At 54.1% G+C, this 19,748-nt stretch carries 19 protein-coding genes, 1 tRNA gene and 2 pseudogenes; 10 read left to right on the top strand and 12 right to left on the bottom strand.

Annotated features, from left to right (window positions below; genetic code table 11):
• The first annotated feature begins 22 nt into the window (after window positions 1-22).
• Window positions 23-1,027, top strand: a complete 1,005-nt coding sequence (locus AUC61_RS00605) for an aspartate carbamoyltransferase catalytic subunit (protein ID WP_027898382.1) — start codon at window positions 23-25, stop codon at window positions 1,025-1,027.
• Entirely contained in the window at window positions 1,024-2,295 is a 1,272-nt protein-coding gene (locus AUC61_RS00600) for a dihydroorotase (protein ID WP_243244044.1), read from the top strand. Before AUC61_RS00605 ends, AUC61_RS00600 begins: the two co-directional genes overlap by 4 nt.
• Before the next feature lie 221 nt (window positions 2,296-2,516).
• On the opposite strand, the gene AUC61_RS00595 is transcribed toward AUC61_RS00600, so the two are convergent.
• On the bottom strand, window positions 2,517-2,936 hold the full coding sequence (locus AUC61_RS00595) for an NINE protein (protein WP_122666979.1): 420 nt from the start codon (window positions 2,934-2,936) through the stop codon (window positions 2,517-2,519).
• 249 nt (window positions 2,937-3,185) lie between these two features.
• On the opposite strand from AUC61_RS00595, the gene AUC61_RS00590 reads away from it, so the two are divergent.
• Window positions 3,186-3,878, top strand: a complete 693-nt coding sequence (locus AUC61_RS00590; RefSeq protein ID WP_243244042.1) for a C40 family peptidase — start codon at window positions 3,186-3,188, stop codon at window positions 3,876-3,878.
• Window positions 3,879-3,976: 98 nt separating this feature from the next.
• Here AUC61_RS00590 and AUC61_RS00585 read toward each other — a convergent pair whose 3' ends face one another.
• Window positions 3,977-5,011 (bottom strand): type IV pilus twitching motility protein PilT, encoded by a 1,035-nt coding sequence (locus AUC61_RS00585; RefSeq protein ID WP_243244041.1) that lies wholly within the window; start codon window positions 5,009-5,011, stop codon window positions 3,977-3,979.
• Between the two features lie 55 nt (window positions 5,012-5,066).
• On the opposite strand from AUC61_RS00585, the gene AUC61_RS00580 reads away from it, so the two are divergent.
• From AUC61_RS00580 to AUC61_RS00570, 3 genes are read left to right on the top strand one after another with little or no spacing between them, the layout of a single operon-like run.
• On the top strand, window positions 5,067-5,753 hold the full coding sequence (locus AUC61_RS00580; RefSeq protein WP_243244039.1) for a YggS family pyridoxal phosphate-dependent enzyme: 687 nt from the start codon (window positions 5,067-5,069) through the stop codon (window positions 5,751-5,753).
• A gap of 22 nt (window positions 5,754-5,775) precedes the next feature.
• Window positions 5,776-6,594, top strand: coding sequence for a pyrroline-5-carboxylate reductase (gene proC, locus AUC61_RS00575; RefSeq protein ID WP_243244037.1), 819 nt, complete (start codon window positions 5,776-5,778; stop codon window positions 6,592-6,594).
• A 28-nt stretch (window positions 6,595-6,622) separates the two neighbouring features.
• Window positions 6,623-7,213, top strand: a complete 591-nt coding sequence (locus AUC61_RS00570) for a YggT family protein (RefSeq protein ID WP_122666984.1) — start codon at window positions 6,623-6,625, stop codon at window positions 7,211-7,213.
• Window positions 7,214-7,489: 276 nt separating this feature from the next.
• On the opposite strand, the gene AUC61_RS00565 is transcribed toward AUC61_RS00570, so the two are convergent.
• Window positions 7,490-8,494: a J domain-containing protein gene (locus AUC61_RS00565; protein ID WP_243244035.1), complete on the bottom strand. Its 1,005-nt coding sequence runs from the start codon at window positions 8,492-8,494 to the stop codon at window positions 7,490-7,492.
• A 279-nt stretch (window positions 8,495-8,773) separates the two neighbouring features.
• Between AUC61_RS00565 and AUC61_RS00560 the strand changes: the two genes are divergently transcribed.
• A tRNA-Thr gene (locus AUC61_RS00560) sits at window positions 8,774-8,849 on the top strand.
• Between the two features lie 235 nt (window positions 8,850-9,084).
• On the opposite strand, the gene AUC61_RS00555 is transcribed toward AUC61_RS00560, so the two are convergent.
• Window positions 9,085-9,726 (bottom strand): BRCT domain-containing protein, encoded by a 642-nt coding sequence (locus AUC61_RS00555; protein WP_243244033.1) that lies wholly within the window; start codon window positions 9,724-9,726, stop codon window positions 9,085-9,087.
• 311 nt (window positions 9,727-10,037) lie between these two features.
• Between AUC61_RS00555 and AUC61_RS00550 the strand changes: the two are divergent.
• A pseudogene (locus AUC61_RS00550) lies at window positions 10,038-10,303 on the top strand (hypothetical protein).
• A gap of 82 nt (window positions 10,304-10,385) precedes the next feature.
• Here AUC61_RS00550 and AUC61_RS00545 read toward each other — a convergent pair.
• A complete protein-coding gene (locus tag AUC61_RS00545; RefSeq protein WP_243244032.1) occupies window positions 10,386-13,145 on the bottom strand; it encodes a tyrosine-protein kinase family protein in 2,760 nt (919 codons plus the stop codon).
• 9 nt (window positions 13,146-13,154) lie between these two features.
• The gene (locus tag AUC61_RS00540; RefSeq protein WP_243244029.1) at window positions 13,155-13,616 is read right to left on the bottom strand and encodes a hypothetical protein; all 462 of its coding nucleotides are present in this window, start codon (window positions 13,614-13,616) and stop codon (window positions 13,155-13,157) included.
• 555 nt (window positions 13,617-14,171) lie between these two features.
• Between AUC61_RS00540 and AUC61_RS00535 the strand changes: the two genes are divergently transcribed.
• The gene (locus tag AUC61_RS00535; RefSeq protein ID WP_243244028.1) at window positions 14,172-14,501 is read left to right on the top strand and encodes a hypothetical protein; all 330 of its coding nucleotides are present in this window, start codon (window positions 14,172-14,174) and stop codon (window positions 14,499-14,501) included.
• 50 nt (window positions 14,502-14,551) lie between these two features.
• Here AUC61_RS00535 and AUC61_RS00530 read toward each other — a convergent pair.
• A pseudogene (locus AUC61_RS00530) lies at window positions 14,552-14,827 on the bottom strand (type II toxin-antitoxin system RelE family toxin); the annotation flags it as partial.
• A gap of 3 nt (window positions 14,828-14,830) precedes the next feature.
• Window positions 14,831-15,061, bottom strand: coding sequence for a type II toxin-antitoxin system RelB/DinJ family antitoxin (locus AUC61_RS00525; protein ID WP_243244024.1), 231 nt, complete (start codon window positions 15,059-15,061; stop codon window positions 14,831-14,833).
• 431 nt (window positions 15,062-15,492) lie between these two features.
• Between AUC61_RS00525 and AUC61_RS00520 the strand changes: the two genes are divergently transcribed.
• The gene (locus AUC61_RS00520) at window positions 15,493-15,657 is read left to right on the top strand and encodes a hypothetical protein (RefSeq protein WP_243244023.1); all 165 of its coding nucleotides are present in this window, start codon (window positions 15,493-15,495) and stop codon (window positions 15,655-15,657) included.
• Window positions 15,658-16,103: 446 nt separating this feature from the next.
• Here AUC61_RS00520 and AUC61_RS00515 read toward each other — a convergent pair whose 3' ends face one another.
• From AUC61_RS00515 to AUC61_RS00500, 4 genes are all read right to left on the bottom strand, one after another.
• Window positions 16,104-16,955 (bottom strand): CAP domain-containing protein, encoded by an 852-nt coding sequence (locus tag AUC61_RS00515; protein ID WP_243244021.1) that lies wholly within the window; start codon window positions 16,953-16,955, stop codon window positions 16,104-16,106.
• Window positions 16,956-17,078: 123 nt separating this feature from the next.
• Window positions 17,079-17,879, bottom strand: a complete 801-nt coding sequence (locus AUC61_RS00510; protein ID WP_243244019.1) for a DUF4407 domain-containing protein — start codon at window positions 17,877-17,879, stop codon at window positions 17,079-17,081.
• Window positions 17,879-18,994 (bottom strand): RDD family protein, encoded by a 1,116-nt coding sequence (locus AUC61_RS00505; RefSeq protein WP_243244018.1) that lies wholly within the window; start codon window positions 18,992-18,994, stop codon window positions 17,879-17,881. Before AUC61_RS00505 ends, AUC61_RS00510 begins: the two co-directional genes overlap by 1 nt.
• 115 nt (window positions 18,995-19,109) lie before the next feature.
• The gene (locus AUC61_RS00500) at window positions 19,110-19,676 is read right to left on the bottom strand and encodes a hypothetical protein (RefSeq protein WP_243244016.1); all 567 of its coding nucleotides are present in this window, start codon (window positions 19,674-19,676) and stop codon (window positions 19,110-19,112) included.
• Window positions 19,677-19,748 lie beyond the last annotated feature (72 nt).

Here is a 19,748-nt window from a genome sequence, read left to right as displayed (position 1 = left end):
GCCCTTGAAAGAGTCCTTTGCGATGACGCCCCTCGACGCCAAGCGCCCGCTGCAGCTCAACCATCAAGGTCAGCTGCGCCATTTTCTGTCCCTCGACGGCTTGCCTCGCGAGCTGCTCACCGAAATTCTCGACACCGCTGACTCCTTTCTGGAAGTCGGTGCCCGGGCGGTGAAGAAAGTCCCGCTGCTGCGCGGCAAGACTGTGTGCAACGTGTTCTTCGAGAACTCCACGCGCACCCGCACGACCTTTGAGCTGGCGGCACAGCGGCTGTCGGCGGACGTGATCACGCTTAACGTGTCCACGTCCTCGACCAGCAAGGGCGAAACTCTGTTCGACACCCTGCGTAACCTGGAAGCGATGGCTGCCGACATGTTTGTCGTGCGGCACGGCGATTCGGGCGCGGCGCACTTCATCGCCGAGCATGTCTGCCCGGAAGTGGCGATCATCAATGGCGGCGACGGCCGTCACGCTCACCCGACACAGGGCATGCTCGACATGCTGACGATTCGTCGGCACAAAGGCGGCTTCGAAAACCTTTCAGTGGCCATCGTCGGCGACATCCTGCACTCGCGGGTGGCGCGCTCGAACATGATCGCCCTCAAAGCACTGGGCTGCCCGGACATCCGCGTGATCGGCCCGAAAACCTTGCTGCCGGTCGGCGTCGAGCAATACGGAGTGAAGGTCTACACCGACCTGAACGAAGGCCTGAAAGATGTCGACGTGGTGATCATGCTGCGCCTGCAACGCGAACGCATGCAGGGCGGCCTGTTGCCGAGCGAGGGTGAGTTCTATCGCCTGTTCGGCCTGACCACTGCGCGGCTGGCCGGTGCCAAGCCGGACTGCATCGTCATGCACCCCGGCCCGATCAACCGGGGCGTGGAAATCGAGTCAGCCGTGGCCGATGGCGCTCACTCGGTGATCCTCAATCAAGTGACATACGGCATCGCCGTGCGCATGGCCGTGCTGTCCATGGCCATGAGCGGACAAACCGCGCAACGACAATTCGAACAGGAGAACGCCCAGTGAAGCTCAGCATCCTCGGCGCTCGCGTCATCGACCCCAACAGCGGTCTGGACCAAATTACCGACCTGCACCTGGAAGCCTGCAAGATTCTCGCAATCGGCGAGGCGCCAGCCGGTTTCGAACCTGTGCAAACCATCGACGCCACCGGCCTGATCGCCGCTCCCGGCCTTGTTGACCTGAACGTCGCCCTGCGCGAGCCGGGTTACAGCCGCAAAGGCACGATTGCCAGCGAGACCCGCGCCGCCGCAGCCGGTGGCGTGACCAGTCTGTGCTGCCCGCCTCGCACCAAGCCGATTCTGGACACTTCGGCCGTCGCCGAGTTGATCCTTGATCGCGCTCGCGAAGCCGGGCACAGCAAGGTGTTCCCGATTGGCGCCCTCAGCAAGGGCCTGGAAGGCGAGCAACTGGCTGAACTGGTCGCGTTGCGCGATGTGGGCTGCGTCGCCTTCGGCAACGGTCTGGAGAGCTTTCGCAACACTCGCACGCTGTGCCGTGCGCTGGAATACGCGGCGACGTTCGACCTGACGGTAATTTTCAACTCTCAGGACCGTGATCTGGCTGACGGTGGCCTGGCTCACGAAGGCCCGACTGCGAGTTTCCTTGGCCTGGCAGGCATTCCTGAAACCGCTGAAACCGTGGCTCTCGCACGCGATCTGCTGCTGGTCGAGCAAAGCGGTGTACGCGCGCACTTCAGCCAGTTAACCAGCGCTCGCGGCGCAGCTCTGATCGCTCAGGCACAGGCACGCGGCCTGAAGGTTACGGCTGACGTGGCGTTGTATCAGTTGATCCTGACGGATGAAGCGTTGATCGATTTCTCCAGCCTGTATCACGTGCAACCACCACTGCGCACTCGCGCCGATCGCGACGGCCTGCGTGAAGCGGTCAAATCCGGGGTAATCAGCGCGATCTCCAGCCATCACCAGCCCCACGAGCGTGACGCCAAGCTGGCACCGTTTGGCGCGACCGAGCCAGGCATCAGCAGCGTCGAATTGCTGCTGCCATTGGCAATGACGCTGGTTGAGGATGGCCTGCTGGACCTGCCAACCCTGATCGCCCGCTTGAGCAGCGGCCCGGCAGCGGCATTGCGCCTGCCTGCTGGGCAACTGAGCGCCGGTTCGCCAGCCGACATCGTGCTGTTTGACCCTGCAGCCTCAACCGTCGCCGGAGAAACCTGGCTGTCCAAAGGTGAAAACTGCCCGTTCCTCGGTCACTGCCTGCCGAGCGCAGTGCGCTACACACTGGTGGATGGACGGATTACGCACACGGGTTGATGCTCATGGTAGGAGCGAACTTGTTCGCGAGGCGGTGTGTCAGGCGAATCGCTTCGCGAACAAGTTCGCTCCTACCGGAGACCGCAAACCTTTGTGGGAGCGGTGCTTGCCCGCGATTCAGATGTCTCGGTTTACCTGCATAACCGAGTAATCGTTCATCGCGGGCAAGCACCGCTCCCACAGGAACCACTGATGACGAACTGCACCCCAATCAGGTCGCGTTAACCGCGCTGGGCATTCTTGATCGAGATCTGATCATTCAGCGTCCACAGGTCATACAGCACGCCCACCAGAAACAGCCCGCCCGTGAACAGGTAGATGATCCCGGTGATCCACTTGCCCTGATACATGCGATGCACACCGAAAACGCCGAGGAATGCCAGCAGCAACCAGGCCACGTTGTAGTCGGTAGAGCCTGCTGTGAAGCGAAAATCAGCTTCGCGATCCATGCCGGGGATCAGGAACAAGTCGATCAGCCAGCCAATGCCCAGCAAGCCCAAGGTGCAGAACCAGATCGTGCCGGTGACTGGCTTGCCGTAATAGAAGCGATGAGCGCCGGTGAAACCGACAATCCACAGCAGGTAACCGAGCAATTTGCTATGGGTGTCCTGACGCTGTGAATCCAGTTGATAGGTGTTCATTAGGACCTCTTTTGCCGTAATAGAAAAAAATATCTGTAAAGCATGTGACTTTTTTGTATCTGTCCGACGTATGGCAGGAACCTCTGACGCTTATAACAAACCCTTGTAACACAAGGGATTCACCCATGTTTTGAGAGAGTTTGTCGCAGATTTTGAAACGATCGTACCGTAATCGTTCTGTCATCAAGGGTCTGAAAGCCGCAAAAAGCTGTTATAAAGTTGCGCGCTAACCCACAAGAGCCCTGCCGAATGCGTCCTTTTTTCAAGTCATGGCTAACCATCTGCCTACTTATGCCACTGGCCGCCCACGCCACCAATCGTGAGCAACAACTACCCGCGAGCTTCACCGGCTACACCGCGAAAACTCATTCTTCGCCAGCCATCGCGACTACTCAAACCACCGAGCCTGCGCCTGTCATCTCTCCACGTGGCCACAGCTCCCGGACCGTTATTTACCGCGCCCCGGCAAAGAATTCCAAGGCCGTTGCCAACGTGCAAACGTTGCCGACGCCAGGCGTCCCAAACATCAAGCAGAGCAACTCGGTCGTCAGCCGTGCTCTGAAAGCGGTCGGTACTCCTTATCGTTGGGGCGGCAACACCCCAGGTAAAGGGCTGGACTGCAGCGGTTTGGTGAAATATGCATTCAACGACGTGGCTGAAGTCGATTTGCCGCGCACTTCCAATGCCATGGCTGAAGGGCATGGCGTAAAGGTTGATCGCAAAGATTTGAAGCCCGGCGACCTGCTGTTCTTCAACATCAAAAGCCGCAAGGTCAACCACGTCGCCATTTATCTGGGCAATGACCGCTTCGTTCATGCCCCGCGTCGCGGCAAGAAAGTCAGCGTCGATACATTGAAGAAGCCGTACTGGAACAGCCATTACATGGTCGCCAAGCGCGTACTGCCAAAGCAGAGCGCGCCGCTGCGGGTCGTGCAGCGCTGATCTAGACAGTCTTTGTAGGAGCTGCCGAAGGCTGCGAAGCGGTGTGTCAGACACAATGCTTTCGCAGCCTTCGGCAGCTCCTACAAATATTCGTATGCTCAGAAATTATCCGGCACCTTGGCCTTTTCCTTCGCCGCGTCGCGGGTGATGACGCCTTTGGCGAGCAGGTCTTTCAGGCACATGTCCAGCGTCTGCATGCCCAACGACCCGCCGGTCTGAATCGCTGAATACATCTGCGCGACCTTGTCCTCGCGGATCAGGTTACGAATCGCTGGCGTGCCCATCATGATTTCGTGGGCCGCTACCCGACCGCCGCCGACCTTCTTGAGCAACGCCTGAGACACCACCGCATGCAGTGACTCGGACAGCATCGAGCGGATCATGGATTTTTCCTGAGCAGGAAACACATCCACGATCCGGTCGATGGTTTTCGCCGCCGATGTCGTGTGCAGCGTGCCGAACACCAGGTGCCCGGTCTCTGCAGCGGTCAGCGCCAGGCGAATGGTTTCCAGGTCACGCATCTCCCCGACCAGAATCACATCCGGGTCTTCGCGCAATGCCGAACGCAACGCTTCGGAAAAGCCCAGCGTGTCGCGGTGCACTTCACGCTGGTTGACCAGACACTTCTTGGACTCGTGGACGAATTCAATCGGGTCTTCAATGGTCAGGATGTGGTGATGACGATTGACGTTCAGATAATCAATCATCGCCGCCAGGGTCGTCGACTTGCCCGAACCGGTCGGCCCGGTGATCAACACAAGCCCGCGAGGCACGTCGGTAATCTTGCGAAACACTTCTCCCATGCCCAACTCTTCGAGCGTGAGAATCTTCGCGGGAATGGTCCGGAATACCGCTCCCGCGCCGCGATTCTGGTTGAACACGTTGACCCGGAAGCGCGCAACGCCCGGCACTTCGAACGAGAAATCCGTCTCCAGATACTCTTCAAAATCCTGCCGTTGCTTGTCGTTCATGATGTCGTAGATCAGCGCCTGCACGTCCTTGGCATTCAGTGCGGGCAGGTTGATCCGACGCACATCGCCATCCACACGAATCATCGGCGGCAGCCCAGCCGAGAGGTGCAAGTCCGATGCGCCTTGCTTGGCACTGAAAGCCAGCAGCTCGGTAATATCCATACAGCTCCTCAATCACATAGAATGCCGCAGACTTTAGCCCTGCTGGCGCAAATCAATGTCCATGATAGCAGCGAACATTTCAACGCTCGGCGAGCGAATTAGCGCAGCGGCTCAATCGGCGCAGCGTGACCCCGCGTCCATCGGCCTGCTGGCGGTGAGCAAAACCAAACCGGCCCAGGCCCTGCGCGAAGCCTACGCAGCGGGTTTACGGGATTTTGGCGAAAACTATTTGCAGGAAGCGCTGGGCAAACAGCTCGAATTGGCCGACCTGCCCTTGTGCTGGCACTTCATCGGCCCCATTCAGTCGAACAAGACTCGTGCTATCGCCGAGAACTTCGCCTGGGTACATTCAGTGGATCGCCTGAAAATCGCGCAACGCCTGTCCGAGCAACGCCCTGCTGAGCTGCCGCCGCTGAATATCTGCATTCAGGTCAACGTGAGTGGCGAAGCCAGCAAGTCCGGCTGTACGCCCGCCGACCTGCCTGCGCTGGCCGAAGCCATCAGTGCCTTGCCTCGCTTGAAGCTGCGTGGCTTGATGGCCATCCCGGAACCCACTGAAGACAGCGCGGAACAGAACGCTGCATTCGCCGCTGTCAGCTCGTTGCAGGCGCAACTGAACCTGCCGCTGGACACCCTTTCCATGGGCATGAGCCACGACCTGGAGGCCGCCATTGCACAAGGCGCCACTTGGGTGCGGATTGGCACTGCCCTTTTTGGCGCCCGTGATTACGGCCAGCCATGACCTCTGACGCAAGGAACCCGACATGAGCAAAACCCGCATCGCCTTTATCGGCGCCGGTAACATGGCCGCCAGCCTGATCGGCGGGCTTCGCGCCCAAGGCGTTGAAGCCGACTCTATCCGCGCCAGCGACCCGGGCGCCGAAACACGCGGCAAGATCAGCGCCGAGCATGGCATCCAGGTATTCGCTGATAACGCCGAAGCCGTGGAAGGCGTGGATGTGGTGCTGATCGCCGTCAAGCCGCAAGCCATGAAAGCCGTTTGCGAAGCCCTGCGCCCGAGCCTCAAACCTCATCAGCTAGTCGTCTCCATCGCGGCCGGTATCACCTGCGCGAGCATGAAAAACTGGCTCGGCGAACAGCCCATCGTACGCTGCATGCCCAACACCCCGGCGCTGCTGCGTCAGGGCGTCAGTGGACTGTACGCCACCGAGCAAGTCAACGAAGCGCAACGCGCCCAGGCCGAGCAACTGCTGTCGGCTGTCGGCCTCGCGCTGTGGCTTGAAGAAGAGCAGCAACTGGACGCAGTCACCGCCGTTTCCGGTAGCGGCCCGGCGTATTTCTTCCTGTTGATCGAAGCCATGACCGCCGCCGGCGTGAAACTTGGCCTGCCACAGGACGTGGCCGCGCAGCTGACAATGCAAACCGCGCTGGGCGCTGCGCTGATGGCCACCGGCAGCGATGTAGATGCTGCCGAGCTGCGCCGCCGCGTAACGTCGCCGGCGGGCACCACGGAAGCCGCAATCAAATCATTCCAGGCCGGAGGCTTCGAAGCGTTGGTAGACACCGCGCTGACCGCCGCCGCACACCGTTCGGCAGAAATGGCCGAACAGCTGGGCAAGTAATCTTTTTAGGCCATTGAGGAGCAGACCGATGATCGGACTGAACACCGCTGCAATCTACGTGCTGCAAACCATCGGCAGTATGTATCTGCTGATCATCCTGTTGCGCTTCGTGCTGCAACTGGTACGCGCTGACTTTTACAACCCGCTGAGCCAGTTCGCGGTCAAAGCCACCCAGCCACTGCTCAAGCCACTGCGCCGGATCATCCCGAGCCTGTTCGGCCTGGACATGTCCTCGCTGATCCTGGCGATCATTGTGCAGATGATCCTGATGGCACTGACCTTGCTGCTGGCCTACGGCACAACCGGCGATCCGCTGCACCTGCTGCTCTGGGCAATCATCGGCGTGACCGGTCTGTTCCTGAACATCTTCTTCTATGCCCTGATCATCAGCGTGATCCTGTCGTGGGTCGCCCCTGGCAGCCACAACCCTGGCGCACAGCTCGTCAACCAGATCACCGAACCGTTGCTGGCACCGCTGCGCCGTATCCTGCCAAACCTCGGCGGCCTGGATATCTCGCCGATCCTGGCGTTCATGGTTCTCAAACTGCTGGACATGCTGGTCATCAACAACCTCGCCGCCATGACCCAAATGCCGAGCGTACTGCGTTTGCTGATGTAATCAACTGGCCCTATGTGGGAGCCGGGCTTGCCCGCGATAAGATCGAGTCGGTGTCTGAGACCTGATTGACTTCATCGCGGACAAGCAATGATCACGGGGTGGTTGAGGCCTCAAGCTCAGGATGTACTGGTGGGACCGAATTTATTCGGGAATCGGTATTTCAAGCGACACATAAGCGGCAAATGTAATGGGCCCTTCGCGAATGAATTCGCTCCCACAGGATTTTCGCTTACAGGCCAATACCGAAAATGACACAAGCCTGGCACCAGCCCTCCCTTAAAACTCCTCACTCCTGACATTCGAAAACTGCGAATTACGATTCTGCAGCTTGCGCAGCGTCAGCTTGTAAACACTCGACTTGATCCGGTCCCCGACCAGCGTCTCCTCCAGCCGAATCCGGCTCGACGCATAAGCACACCCGGTATCGAGCATCTTGTACTTGAGCTGGTAATACCCCACGTCCATGCGCCCAAACGTAAAGCGACTGCGCGCCGGAATATACGCGTGCCGGAAATCACGCTTGCCCGTCGCATCGGTAATCTTCGCGTACACCGCCTGCTCGCCCGCAGTGTTATCCACCGTGATCTCCGACCAGCCACCGTCGCGCATCATCGGCATGCCCGCGATATAACCCGCAGCGATCGGCCACGGCGCCCCCATAGGATCAACCAAGGGCGGCACACAGTCCGGCTGCCCCGGCTCGACAATCTTCACCGGCGTATTAACAGGCACCGCAGCAGCAACCCTTGCCGCTTCAGCAACCGCCTCAGCCTTGGCCTGCGCCTCAGCAAGGATCGCCATATCGTCCACCACCGGCGGTGATGGCGGAATAGACGCCTTGCCTGCGTCCCGGTCATAACCCATCCATGCGCCCGCGCCACAAGCGACCACAAACACCGCCACCCAACGCAAACGACCGCCGCGCCGCGCTGGCTTTGCTTGTTTAGTTGATTTGCCTTGAGGGTTTACGGAGGGACGAGCCTGCGGCCTTGCGGCGGCTTGCGGCGCATTTCGCGGCCCGGCCTGACGCCGTTGAGTGGCCGCTTGACGGGCCACCTGCGCATCACGAACCAGGCTGGCGTCATACGCAGCGCGCTTGGCGGGGTCGGCCAACACATCATGAGCGGCGTTGACCACCGCCATAAGATCGGACGAATTGGCGGCATGATTACGATCCGGATGCAGCTGCTGCGCCAGCTTCCGGAAGGCGTGCTTGATCTCCTCTGGCGAGGCATCCCGAGCAACATTGAGCTCGTCGTAATAAGTACGTGTTCTGGGCATTGAGCTTGCTATCCATTGCGACGCGACATCTTAGCAAGCTTTCCCCCACCGCAACCGCCCCACACCCCAAGCTGAAGGCCAGCGCACAAACCAAAACAAAACCCGGCCCCACCTGACGAATCGCCCTTCAGCCCCACGCCAGAACGCCGATAAAGGCTCACTCCCTCAACGCTTTGACCCGATGCCTGCGCGCAGCCAACCGCTCAAGAAATTTTTAAACGAAATCAGTGAGCTAAGGTTTACAGCCAAAAAAAACTCTATATACTCAGCGCCCATCACGCCGGTATAGCTCAGTTGGTAGAGCAACTGACTTGTAATCAGTAGGTCCCGGGTTCGACTCCTGGTGCCGGCACCATACGCTACATCGAAAGAGGCTCACCGAAAGGTGGGCCTTTTTTGTGCGCGTGTGTTTTCTGTAGGAGCTGCCGAAGTCTGCGAAGGCGTTATCCAACACAACGAAAAAGCCAGCGCTGCCTCACCCTGTAGGAGCCGAGCTTGCTCGCGATAGCGATCTCAAGACCAATCGAGCAACAACAGGCATGAACGTCCGTTGCAGCATTCAATCAGATTCGCTTGAGAGCAACGACGCCTCACCCAAACAGCATGCGCTGCCAATGACTCTCACCGACAATGGCTATCGGCGCTCCCGCTTCGCGAAGCTCCACTGCCTTCATGATCTTGGTGCCGTAAGTGCTGTGACGCCATTGCTCGTTGCCGACGCTGCCAACGACCAAATAATGCACTTTCTTACTCACGCCTCCACCAATCAGCGCCCCGCGCGCCTCAATCAACGCCTGGCAATCCTTGCGAGGCCCATAAGCCATGATCCCTGTAAAAACGAACATCTTGCCATCCCAGATCAGATCAGGCGCAGGAGCGTTGAAAGGCAAATCGTTAGGCGCGACAAAACCCAGATCAGCACCCTTCGGTTTTTCAACCGGCAGGCCAGAGAAACTGTGCAAAAGACTAAGTAGCTCTTGGGATTCGTCAGCGTCCAAAACATTGTCTTGAAGCATTCTCGATAGCCGGGAGTACAGAAGATTTATCACCGGATCATCAAGATGGACCAAGTTGGTGTCCAGCCACTGCTTTAGAAACACGGCCTCGCCAGTGGTTACCGCACCGTCAGCCGTCAAACCGGCGGCCAAGCCGACCAGAGCATCGGCGGAGCGGCGATCAATGCGAGCACTATGGAAGAATTTACTTTTTCCGAACTCGTTGTGTAGATCCATTACTACCTTTCCTTTTGAGCGTTATACAACCTCATGCCCAATCGATAGTAGCCTGAAGACATCAGTGCTGAAAGGCAGGTGTACCCCACTACCTCGGCTGGTCACACAAACCGTATCACCGCTCTTCGCGGTCAAGCCTCGCCCCAACAGACACAATGCGCTCATTGCTACGTCATTGGCCTCGCGCTTTTGCACGGCGAACGTAGATTCTGAGCTACTCCGCGATGCGAGGAATAGGGGTCTGACCCCGGTTTTCCCGAGCTTGGACACAGTCGGATCGACGTGGCTGCTGCCTATATTGGAGGACGGACATGAGCAAGCCATTCAATATGGAGATGTTCTTGGCTGGCGTGCTAACCGGGTCGCACGCGACACGGCAACGCCATTTGCGGCAGGCGATGCTTATCCAAGCTGAAATTGCAGATCGCTGGCAGCGAGAGACGCCTTGGGCCTGGCAGAGGAAACATTTGGCGTGGTTTCTCGCACATCGCGCAGTGAGGCTACGAGATATTACTACGTGCTGACGGCCCGGCTGCTCGCTAGACGTCTAGCAACGTCGTGGGTTTCCAATCTCTGATCGCGTTTGATAATGATAATACCGACGGAAAGCATAGCTTTAGTGCCCAGCAGACTTCTGCCGAACACTAACTTAATCGCAACTATATACCCAGGTAGTTCGTATATAGATATGCAAAGCCATAACGAGTCTTGCTTCCAACCATATATGGAGTAATGATTTTGTTTGCAATAAGAGTTTGTTTAAACTCTTCCAAAGTACTATTTTTAATTGCCAGCTCGTCATTGTTGTTATTTTTTATATCCTCTAGCAGCCTATCGAAATCATCCCCATTGAGAACGTTCCGCTTATAGCGAGCATCGATTTTGTTGTTAGCAAAATCCGAACAAAATATTTTCACAAACTCATTACCTTTTTCATTCCACAAGTCCTCAAGATAATTAACTACAGCATCCTTTCGAACTTGACTGCTAGTGCAGTACGCTAGACCAAGAATAGAGTTTTTACGATAATTCTTCTCGCTATCCTGCTCTTCCTGCTCCCTTATAGCATTTGTGATCAAGTCTATGAATGGGCGAAGGTTAACTGTTTTATCGGCGCTTTGAATATTACGATAGAGGTCTTCATATGCAGTGCTGGACGTACCATTTCGCTTAGGTTTTGGCGCGCCAAAAAAAGCATTAATTACTGGCTGGATCAAATGCTTATCCAGCGGCAATTGGTTATGTTCGTGATCTCGGGTTTTTAATTTTTTACGTATCTGACTAATCAGATTAGGATTTGCAAGCGACAGATTCAAGAACTCAAAGAAATCATCTTTAGAGTAACTAAAAACAATTTTCAAGAAATATGAAAATATTTCGTTCTGTGACCATTCAAGATTAATAGTACGCGGACTGAACGAGTTTTTGTTCGTTAGGTTTCCGAGGCGATCATATAGATCACGACGGAGGAATAATTTAGGATGAATATAATCGTATGAAAATCGCATTACGATTTTAACGAGAGGAGCAATGACGTCGTTCCAGAGGAAGGGCTTCACGATATTATCTAACTGATCGAAAGTTACTATCAGTCGTTTATCCTGCCTCTTAAGATCGGTATTTATTTGAGTTAAATCTTCCTCAATCCTACTATAGGCATCAGCATTATTTAAAAGAGCCTTGATTTTCTCTTGAGCCGCAAAATTATCAAGATCAATTAATAAATCCTTATTGCTTCCACCGTAATCACCTTTGGAGCAAATTGAGTTCCAGATATAAAACATCCAGAATCTTTTGATCGAGAGTTCATCCTTAATAAGCTCGTCTAGACCGAGAAATTCAAAGTTATCATTATCAAAATTAGTGATATTTAGAACATGGTAATCCAGATGCTTTTTCTGCGCCTTGGAAATAAGCATTTGAAAGAAACTGTCGATTTGTAGAGCTTTGTAAAATGCTGTTTTACCGGTACCCTTGTCCCCTAGCAGAATACACTTCTCGGGAATAAGTAAATCTTCCATACAGGGCCGGAAATAAAAGAAATTCCGGATATACTCAGCAGAGTATTCAATATTTTCAGCGTATAGGTTAGGCAACCTTCCTTTGATATCATTCAGGACTTTGTCTTGAATAGGAGTTTCGCAATCTACCGTGCTGTCCCCATCAATGGCTTCTACGTCGTATAATGGCTCAACTACATCCGCAACCGAGACACCGAGCCCTTCAGGCTTCGCGTCCTGGCTGGCTTCTTCCGTAGGAGTAGTTACTTCATATATATATTTGAAAAATTTCTGGTACTGCGTTGAACCGTTTTCACCATTGATAAAATCGTTCAGATCATCCTGTTCTTCAAGCGAGGTGCCGATGAGTTCCAGAGTATTCTGCCGATCAAAATAAAACACCTCAGCATCGAAAGATGATAGCCCCTGAATCTGGTTGCAAAAATTACTATAACGCTTACTAAAATTAGCGCTGAGAATGGAAAGAACATAACATGCGGTGATGTTCATTTCGTTAAGTGCCTTGGTTACATACTCTAATCCTGGCTGGTTTTGAGCATCATCGCCCGCAAGCACAACGACAGAATTAGACAGCTGAGCTAAGGCACCAAAGGTGTTATTGAATCCAGTCCGAGAATCAATGAGTATGACATCAGGATTGTATTTAACATTGATGTCATCAACAAGATCGGCCAAGACCTTTACCAAACCTTCACCTTGCAGGTCGATTTTGGCTAAGCCCTCAAGATAGGAAATCAAATCCTCATTGCTTTCCATTATATTTCCGGCTGGCATTAGATTGATGCTACCAATGCCGGAGTAACTTTTTTCAATCTCGTAGACATAGTCTTCGATATTGCAACCGCCCAAGAAGCCTCTATCATTTAGATATTCTACTAGGCCGCTTTTGCAACTATCAACTTGCGAAGTATTGAAAAAATTAATAAGTCCAGGTGCTTCGAAGTCGCAATCAATAACAAAAACCTTCTTCCCTTTCCGGGATAGATAAGCTGCCGTTAGTGCAAGAGACGTAGTACGCCCCACGCCACCTTTATAGCTAAAAAAAGTCACTACATTGCTTTTCTCGCATCGCCTATGTTCGTCCATAGCCAATAATGCACCAAGCGAGCGGCGTAATCCTACGGAAGTTTTCGAGCCAGAAAACAGGTGACTATAATCTTCTTCCTGGGACTTTCTTTCACTTATAAAAATGCACTCAATGTTAGAATTTTTCAGTTCTTCTATAGCAACCGATTTAGTATAAAGCTCGCCGAGGCCTTTAGCTATATCACTAACGATGTATACTTCAATGTTTTGATTGACTCGCAACTCAATGTAAAAGTCAACAATGTTATTTTGAATGACATTCTCCCGAAGGTCATCCTCCAGCCTATTAATGAAACCAATCGACTTCAGCATAATGAGCCCTCACATCTTCCTTAAATATTGATTTGAATGAGCATAAAACTCTTTGATTTGGCTATACTCCAAATCAATATGCGAGTAACGAACCTCTGGATTCCATTCATTTAACAACTTATTGATCTCGCCCTTATTGCTGGTATGGTGTAGCCCACCCACCAATGAATCAAGAAGATTTTGCAGCGAACTGAAATTATGGGTTTTTATTCTCTTTTTATAATTTATACCCACAGCAGCACAGTTCTCCTCGTTCACTTCAAGGACTGGATCATATTGTTTAAGTTCAAAGATTTTGAATTTTAGTGCACACTCTATTATATATCCAGACAGATAATACATACTTAGAACGAGAAACTTAAACTCCTCGTTATTTAAATCGCCCTCGTCGAACGCTTCCAGTTTAGCCTGTAAAACACGACAAGCATGATTATGTCGCTTGGCAGATCTTAAATACTCTTTATATTTCACAGGCCATTCCCTTGAGCTCGAGTGATGGCACTATACCACCACCCTAGCCGGAAATGAAGTAGCGTTTGAACGACTACCGGGACTATGGATTATCATCACCCTTTCCAGTGGGTTTGTATTTCTTCTAAATACTTCAGAGGAAGAGTGCCGTTATATTACGCAAACGCGAGCCACCGCTATATACCGAGGACAACCGCTCCTCATTAATAATTTTCTGAAGTGTGTCGACGATCGAGCAAAGGGATAAAGGATACTTAAAGAGATAGTTTTTGTCGCATGCGCTGAGAAGGCAAGAAAAATCATATAGTTGGCATTTCAACTCTTGGTGCCGCCATATGCCCCGCGCCAACCAACAACCTCACCCGATCACCCGAACCGCATCACCATTCTTCGCGGGCAAGCCTCGCTCCAACAGCCCCATAGCGCTCACTGCTACGTCACCGGTCTTGCGCTTTTGCGCTACAAACGTCGATCCTGAGCTATTCCGCAGATTGGGAGCTAACGTCCCCCCGGTGAATTCATAACCTCGATACAGCGCTAAGAGTCGCATCAGCCATGGACACTTCAACCGCCCAAAGCATCAAGCTCGCCATTGTGTCGGCAACGGGGTTGTCGAAAGATGCGCTGCACATCTATGTGGGCACGGCGGTCTATTTAACGTTGCTCGTTATTGTCCGGCGATTCAGGCCATACGTTGGCTGGGTGGCGGTCTTAATCGTTGCGTGTGCGGGTGAGTGGGTAGACCGGCGAGACGATATTGCGAGCCTCGGCTACTGGCGCTGGCAGGCAAGCGGTCATGACATTCTCAACACGTTGTTTTGGCCGACGTTGTTAACGGCGCTTTGGCTTTTCAAGTGTCGCAGGAGAAAAAATATACGGCCTTAGGGTTTCCGCTGGGTCTAGCCATGACCCTGACGACGGCCCGCTAGCGGAGTTCAGCCACTTAACCTCTCGGCTGCTTTCCGATAAACCTGCTCTCGTTCCCTCTTGTCGACAGCTACCACGAACACCACAACCTCCTGGTAAATCACCTGATATACCAATCGATAACCACTACTTCGCAGTTTGATCTTGTAGCAGTCAGGTAGGGCATGCAGTCGATTTGCTTCAATGCGCGGGTTGACCAAAATCGTAGCGAGCTTCTTCTTGAGTTGCTCCCTTACGGTAGATCCCAATTTGTCCCATTCCTTTAAAGCACGAGCATCGAACTCGGCCTATAGGTCATCCACTGGAACCTTTACCCGCTGCGGAGCGGCAAGCCGTTCGCGTACCGTTGCGAGCAAGGCTTCATCGTCCTCAGCGGGTTTGAAGGGAAGTTGACCTCGCTCAGCCACGCGCTGCAGAGCTTGGCGCTCCAGCTCTGATGGAGCGACGCCGAGTTTTTCAAGCTCACGATAGGCACGCGCTTTCAGGTCATCGTCGACAGGGATATTGATGGACGCCATGGATATGACTCTCGCTGTAATGACCTGAGCATTACATTGAAGCAAAACCTTATTTGAGCAGGCTTGGAAATGATTCAGCCCCAACAATCAGAAACAACCTTCAGCCCCAAAACCCGAGCTCTGTAGGACCCTTCTGAAAATTCAGGATATGCTCTGCATCCGCTTGTAGATGCCTGATGCGGCGACTACCTTCCTGCCTGTCGTTGATTTCAACGATCGGGTTTAGTCGCCCGCCTAATGTCTGGTCGCAGTGCGGTCCACCTTCATTGCCCGTGTCCCACGACACGGGTGATGGCGCTTTATGGTGGCTGTGCAAGGGGCACCTTCGGGTGCGCCGGGCTGCCTGACTCCCGGTCGACTAACCCGCGCACAGCCGCCACCCTTTGTTTAGTCGCAAAGAGTGATGGCTCAACTATGTCGGGAGAGTCACCATGATCAGATCCACGCCACATCCCCCTGCTACGCCCATCAAGCAAAACCTTGTCAGCAATACCAACCTGGGCAACCTCAGCCTGTTCACCGTAAAACCAGATATCAAGATCGAAGACGCACTGGTTCTGGCATCGGAATACCTGCGCTGCGGCTACGGCGTATGAAACGGCAGATAACAGCACGCTGGAATTTCGCCCGCTGGCGAGGTCGGTTGTGCATCAGATTGAAGCGGCCAGAGCGCTGGTTGAGGCTTCGGTGGCGGGGTTGGAGGAGAAGCAACGACCGAAGTAACGTAGGTGATCTGTGCAGTTAGTCGGTTCGCGGGCAAGCCTCGCTCCAACAGGGGCGGGGCTTGAGCGTTTTCAGCTTCAACACAGCGTGTCAGATACATCGCTTCGCGAACAAGTTCGCTCCTACAGGGGCGGTGTTCGCTGTTGGGCTTCAGCGTTTACTTAGCTCATGCCCCACAAGCCACTCATCAATCATCCCCAGCAACACCGCCCCCGAGAAACTCGCGAAATGGCCAGAACGTGCGACTCAAGTGCGAGCAGTATCCGGCCCGGAAGGAAACCTGCAAAAACTAGGGCCAATGAAAACCTGATCCAGCCCATCAAGGCGCACCAAACATCATGGTCCAGTACACCCCCGCTTTGCTGTTCGGGTTAGTCCCGTAAGCAGCCCCCATCTGGGTGAACATCGGGTTCATGAGGTTGGCGCAATGGCCGGGGCTGGCTAGCCAGCCTTGCATGGCTTTTTCGGGCGAGCCTTGGCCGCTGGCGATGTTTTCGCCGACTTGTCGCCCGTCGTAACCCGCCGCTCGGGCGCGGTCTTTGGCAATGTCGCCGTTGGGGTCTTGATGGGAGAAATAGCCGCCGCTGGCCATCGACTGGCTGTGCCGCAGGGCGGCGTTTTCCAGGGTGGTATTCCATGTCAGGGGCCGCGCAGCTGCGTAGGGTTGGCTGCCACACATGCGCGGTTTGGCACGCGCCGCGTTGACCTGCGCCAACAGGGTTTTGCCCGCCGACTGTTGATCACCCAGATGACCGTCGAGCAACGGTTTGGCCAATACCAATCGCCAGTCCCGGCCTGACTGAGTGATACCAATGTCGGCGTATTGGTTATCCAGCAATGCGCCACAGTAACGGCTCTGCAGCATGGCGAAGGCACCCCTCGCATCCTGGGCACCCACCAGGCGAATGCTGCGCACCGCTACCGCTCGATAGCCGGAAGCCTTCAAGGTGTTGCGCATGTCGCCAGCAAACCCGATGGGCAACGTCAGGTCCTGCCTCAACTCCAGTGGCGATAACCCACGCACCGCACGCCCCTCGCAGCGGGAGGGCTGAGCGCGATAGTCGTTGATGGCCGATACCAATTGTTGCGCCTCGCTGGCATGAGCCTGGCTGGCGAGCAGTGGGAGCAAGGCGATGAAGCAGAGCGAGGTGAAGCGAGAAGTCAGGCGCATGGGACGGGGCTGCTCTGATGATCGAAATCGGGCGCTGATCTGACTGGGGAATCGGGAACTAGTTGCACGATGCAAAACGGTAAATGTTTGACTGTCGGCACAGCCCTGAGTCAGCGCGCTTTTCTATTTAGATGACTGCTCACGCGCTGCCGTCCCGTATCGTGAAACTAACCACATATAAAGCGCGCGATACCCGGTGAATAACAGACCTGATGCGCATCCAAAGCAAACAAAAACGAGCATTCTCGGACCGATCTGATCCACCAGATAACTCATGTACTGTCCGGTCGGAAGAGGCAGCAAACCGGGCGCCCCCAAGAACAGCCAGATTAAAAACCCACTCACTGTCCCGCCCACGATGTAACGCAAGCGATGAGTGAGAAGGCGATCGGTCAGCCACAGAACGGGCCAGCCGACGAGCATGGCAATACCGGCACCCACCAGAAAGCTGATGATGACAAGAGGCACTATTTCAGAGGGAGAGGCAAAGGCCCACATGGCGGCAACGGCCAACGATGCACCTCCACACAATGGAATGCCAAACACGTAAACCTTGCTCATTTGCGGCACCGGGCTGCGCGCGGCGTATCTCACTAGATATCTATCAAAGGCGGTATAGAGCAGACCAAATACCACGCCAATCGCTATGGCAGCTATCCATAATTGTGGTTTGAATCCGCTGTAAAGAACGTAGGTGAACAAGATCTGCAACACACTGCTAAACACATGGCGAGCTTTGAAACCGGGGAAACACCGATCACCTATCAGCAGGAACGGAATACCCAACAGCATGGAGCCGATGAACCCGAGTAGCAGGCCAACGTTGAAAAGATCCAGGCCACTGATAAAAGGCATGAAGAACCCGAAACCCAACGCGCCGCCAATAGGCACGCCCAGGATTCTGAATGCGCTGAGTATATTCATCAGGGACGACCGTCAGGGTTGTTGGCATTCTCGGTAATCAGGTATCGCTCCAGAGCAATGTTCTTCTGTATCAAAAGCTCGTTCAAAAACTCCGGATCTACCGCGTGCAGGAGGGTGACCACATCACGAATCTTCCAGTGATAGTCATCCGGGTGATCAATGATGCTTGCCAGATGGGTTCTCAACGCAGGCAGGTATTCGGTCATTCCGCGCTCGCTAACCAGCCAGAACATACCGGAGATTTGAAAGGGTTGGGTATTGGACAGCGCAATGACTTTTGAGATCAGGGGATAAATATCCTTCCTCGCCTGCTCACCCTTTCCCTCGTCTGACTGGATCGCCCAGTATCGGGTTAATGCAGCGAGGTTATGTTTTTGGGTGTTATCAAAACCATGAAGCTGGTGATCAATGTATCCACCCTTGAGGTCATCGATAAACACCGCAAGATGCTGCAGGGCATGTTGAAAGCCCCAATTGACGAGCAGTTTCGCGGCCTCGTATCGGACGCTTTCATCCTCGCTATTCAATAGCGCGTTGACCTTCTCAATGCGTTCTTTAGGTATGTCCTCGGGATCAAGATCCGTGGCATCCACGGCGTAATCAGCACTGGCTGGCACAGCATGCAAGGTTTCATATACCTCACTGTTCGTGTCTACGTGTCTGGCTGGGGGTGTTGCCTTGGATGGCGCGTTATCATTAACCGGTATCTGGTTTACGACAATGGTAGAAGCAGCCATATCGCCGATCCGCTTTTGCGAATCAAAGAATATGAAAATCCAGTCAAGGAACAGCAAAAGCAACTTCATCAGGTTGCGCACAAACGCTTGAAGGTAGCCGCACGGGACGAGGTTCTGTTCGTCCATCACGACAATTTTCATCACCTTTTTTCCGAGGCTTTGACCGTTCCATATGGCGTCGGCGAAAAGAAGATAGGCGTATGCCATCGGCATCAGGAGAGCGCCGAACGCAGGCGAGATAAAGAGAAGTGGTACTGCGCATACCGCAACGATCAAAACGGCCGCGATCAAGTCGATCGTCTGCGCGGCCAGACGACGCCAAGGGCTGGCCAATGCATACGTGGTTGCGCCATGGGTAAACTGGCGAGGTTCCAACATCGGTTTACCCCTTGCCTGCGGCGTAGAGATGGTAGCGATCTGTTTTTTGGCTAATCACCCGTGTGTGACAACCCGTTAATGTGTCAGCCTGAAAACTACCGTGGGTACTTCACGGTCAACTTGGCCGGACAAATTGGTCACTCGTTGGGACGGGGATCCGCTGCTCCGGCTGAGTGATGTCATACACATGCTGCTCGCAACCATCTACCCGAACGACAAACTCAACCAGATAAACCTTCTGCTTTTCAGGTGTAAAAACCGAACGAAGAGGGCCACACATTCTTCGGACATTGTTGTCACTGACATCGTATCCGCCGCTGATTTCCATAGCGCGATCAGGATCAGCCTGTAGCTCTAATTGGGGAAAGTGCTTCAGCGCCGCACTGTGCGTGACCTCGTTCATCTTTGCTATCCAGCCGAACACCTTGCCGCGACCGGTGTAAGCAGCGGTGCCAAGAGACTCCGGACGCTGATCGGGGTCGCCATCACGTCGCACAGAAAACTGCACCGGATAAATATACCCGGTGGGTTTCATGATGACTTTGGCGTGATCGGCATCAACAACGACGCTTTTCTGCTTCAGAAGAATGCCGTCTTTAAACAGGCTGGGCGCGGAGCTTCGGCCACTGGATTGGCAAGCGGCCAATGCCAACATCGTAAACAGCAGCGTGAGTATTTTCATGATATTGCCTCCTTGCACTTCTATTTTATCGACTCCACTTCAGAGCCCGGACATTAATCAGAGAACCCGCCG

The sequence above is a fragment of the Pseudomonas maioricensis genome, assembly GCF_022790535.1.
GTDB lineage: Bacteria > Pseudomonadota > Gammaproteobacteria > Pseudomonadales > Pseudomonadaceae > Aquipseudomonas > Aquipseudomonas maioricensis.
The sequence above is the reverse complement of the archived record's forward strand: the minus strand, read 5'-3'. Positions and strand labels throughout refer to the sequence as shown.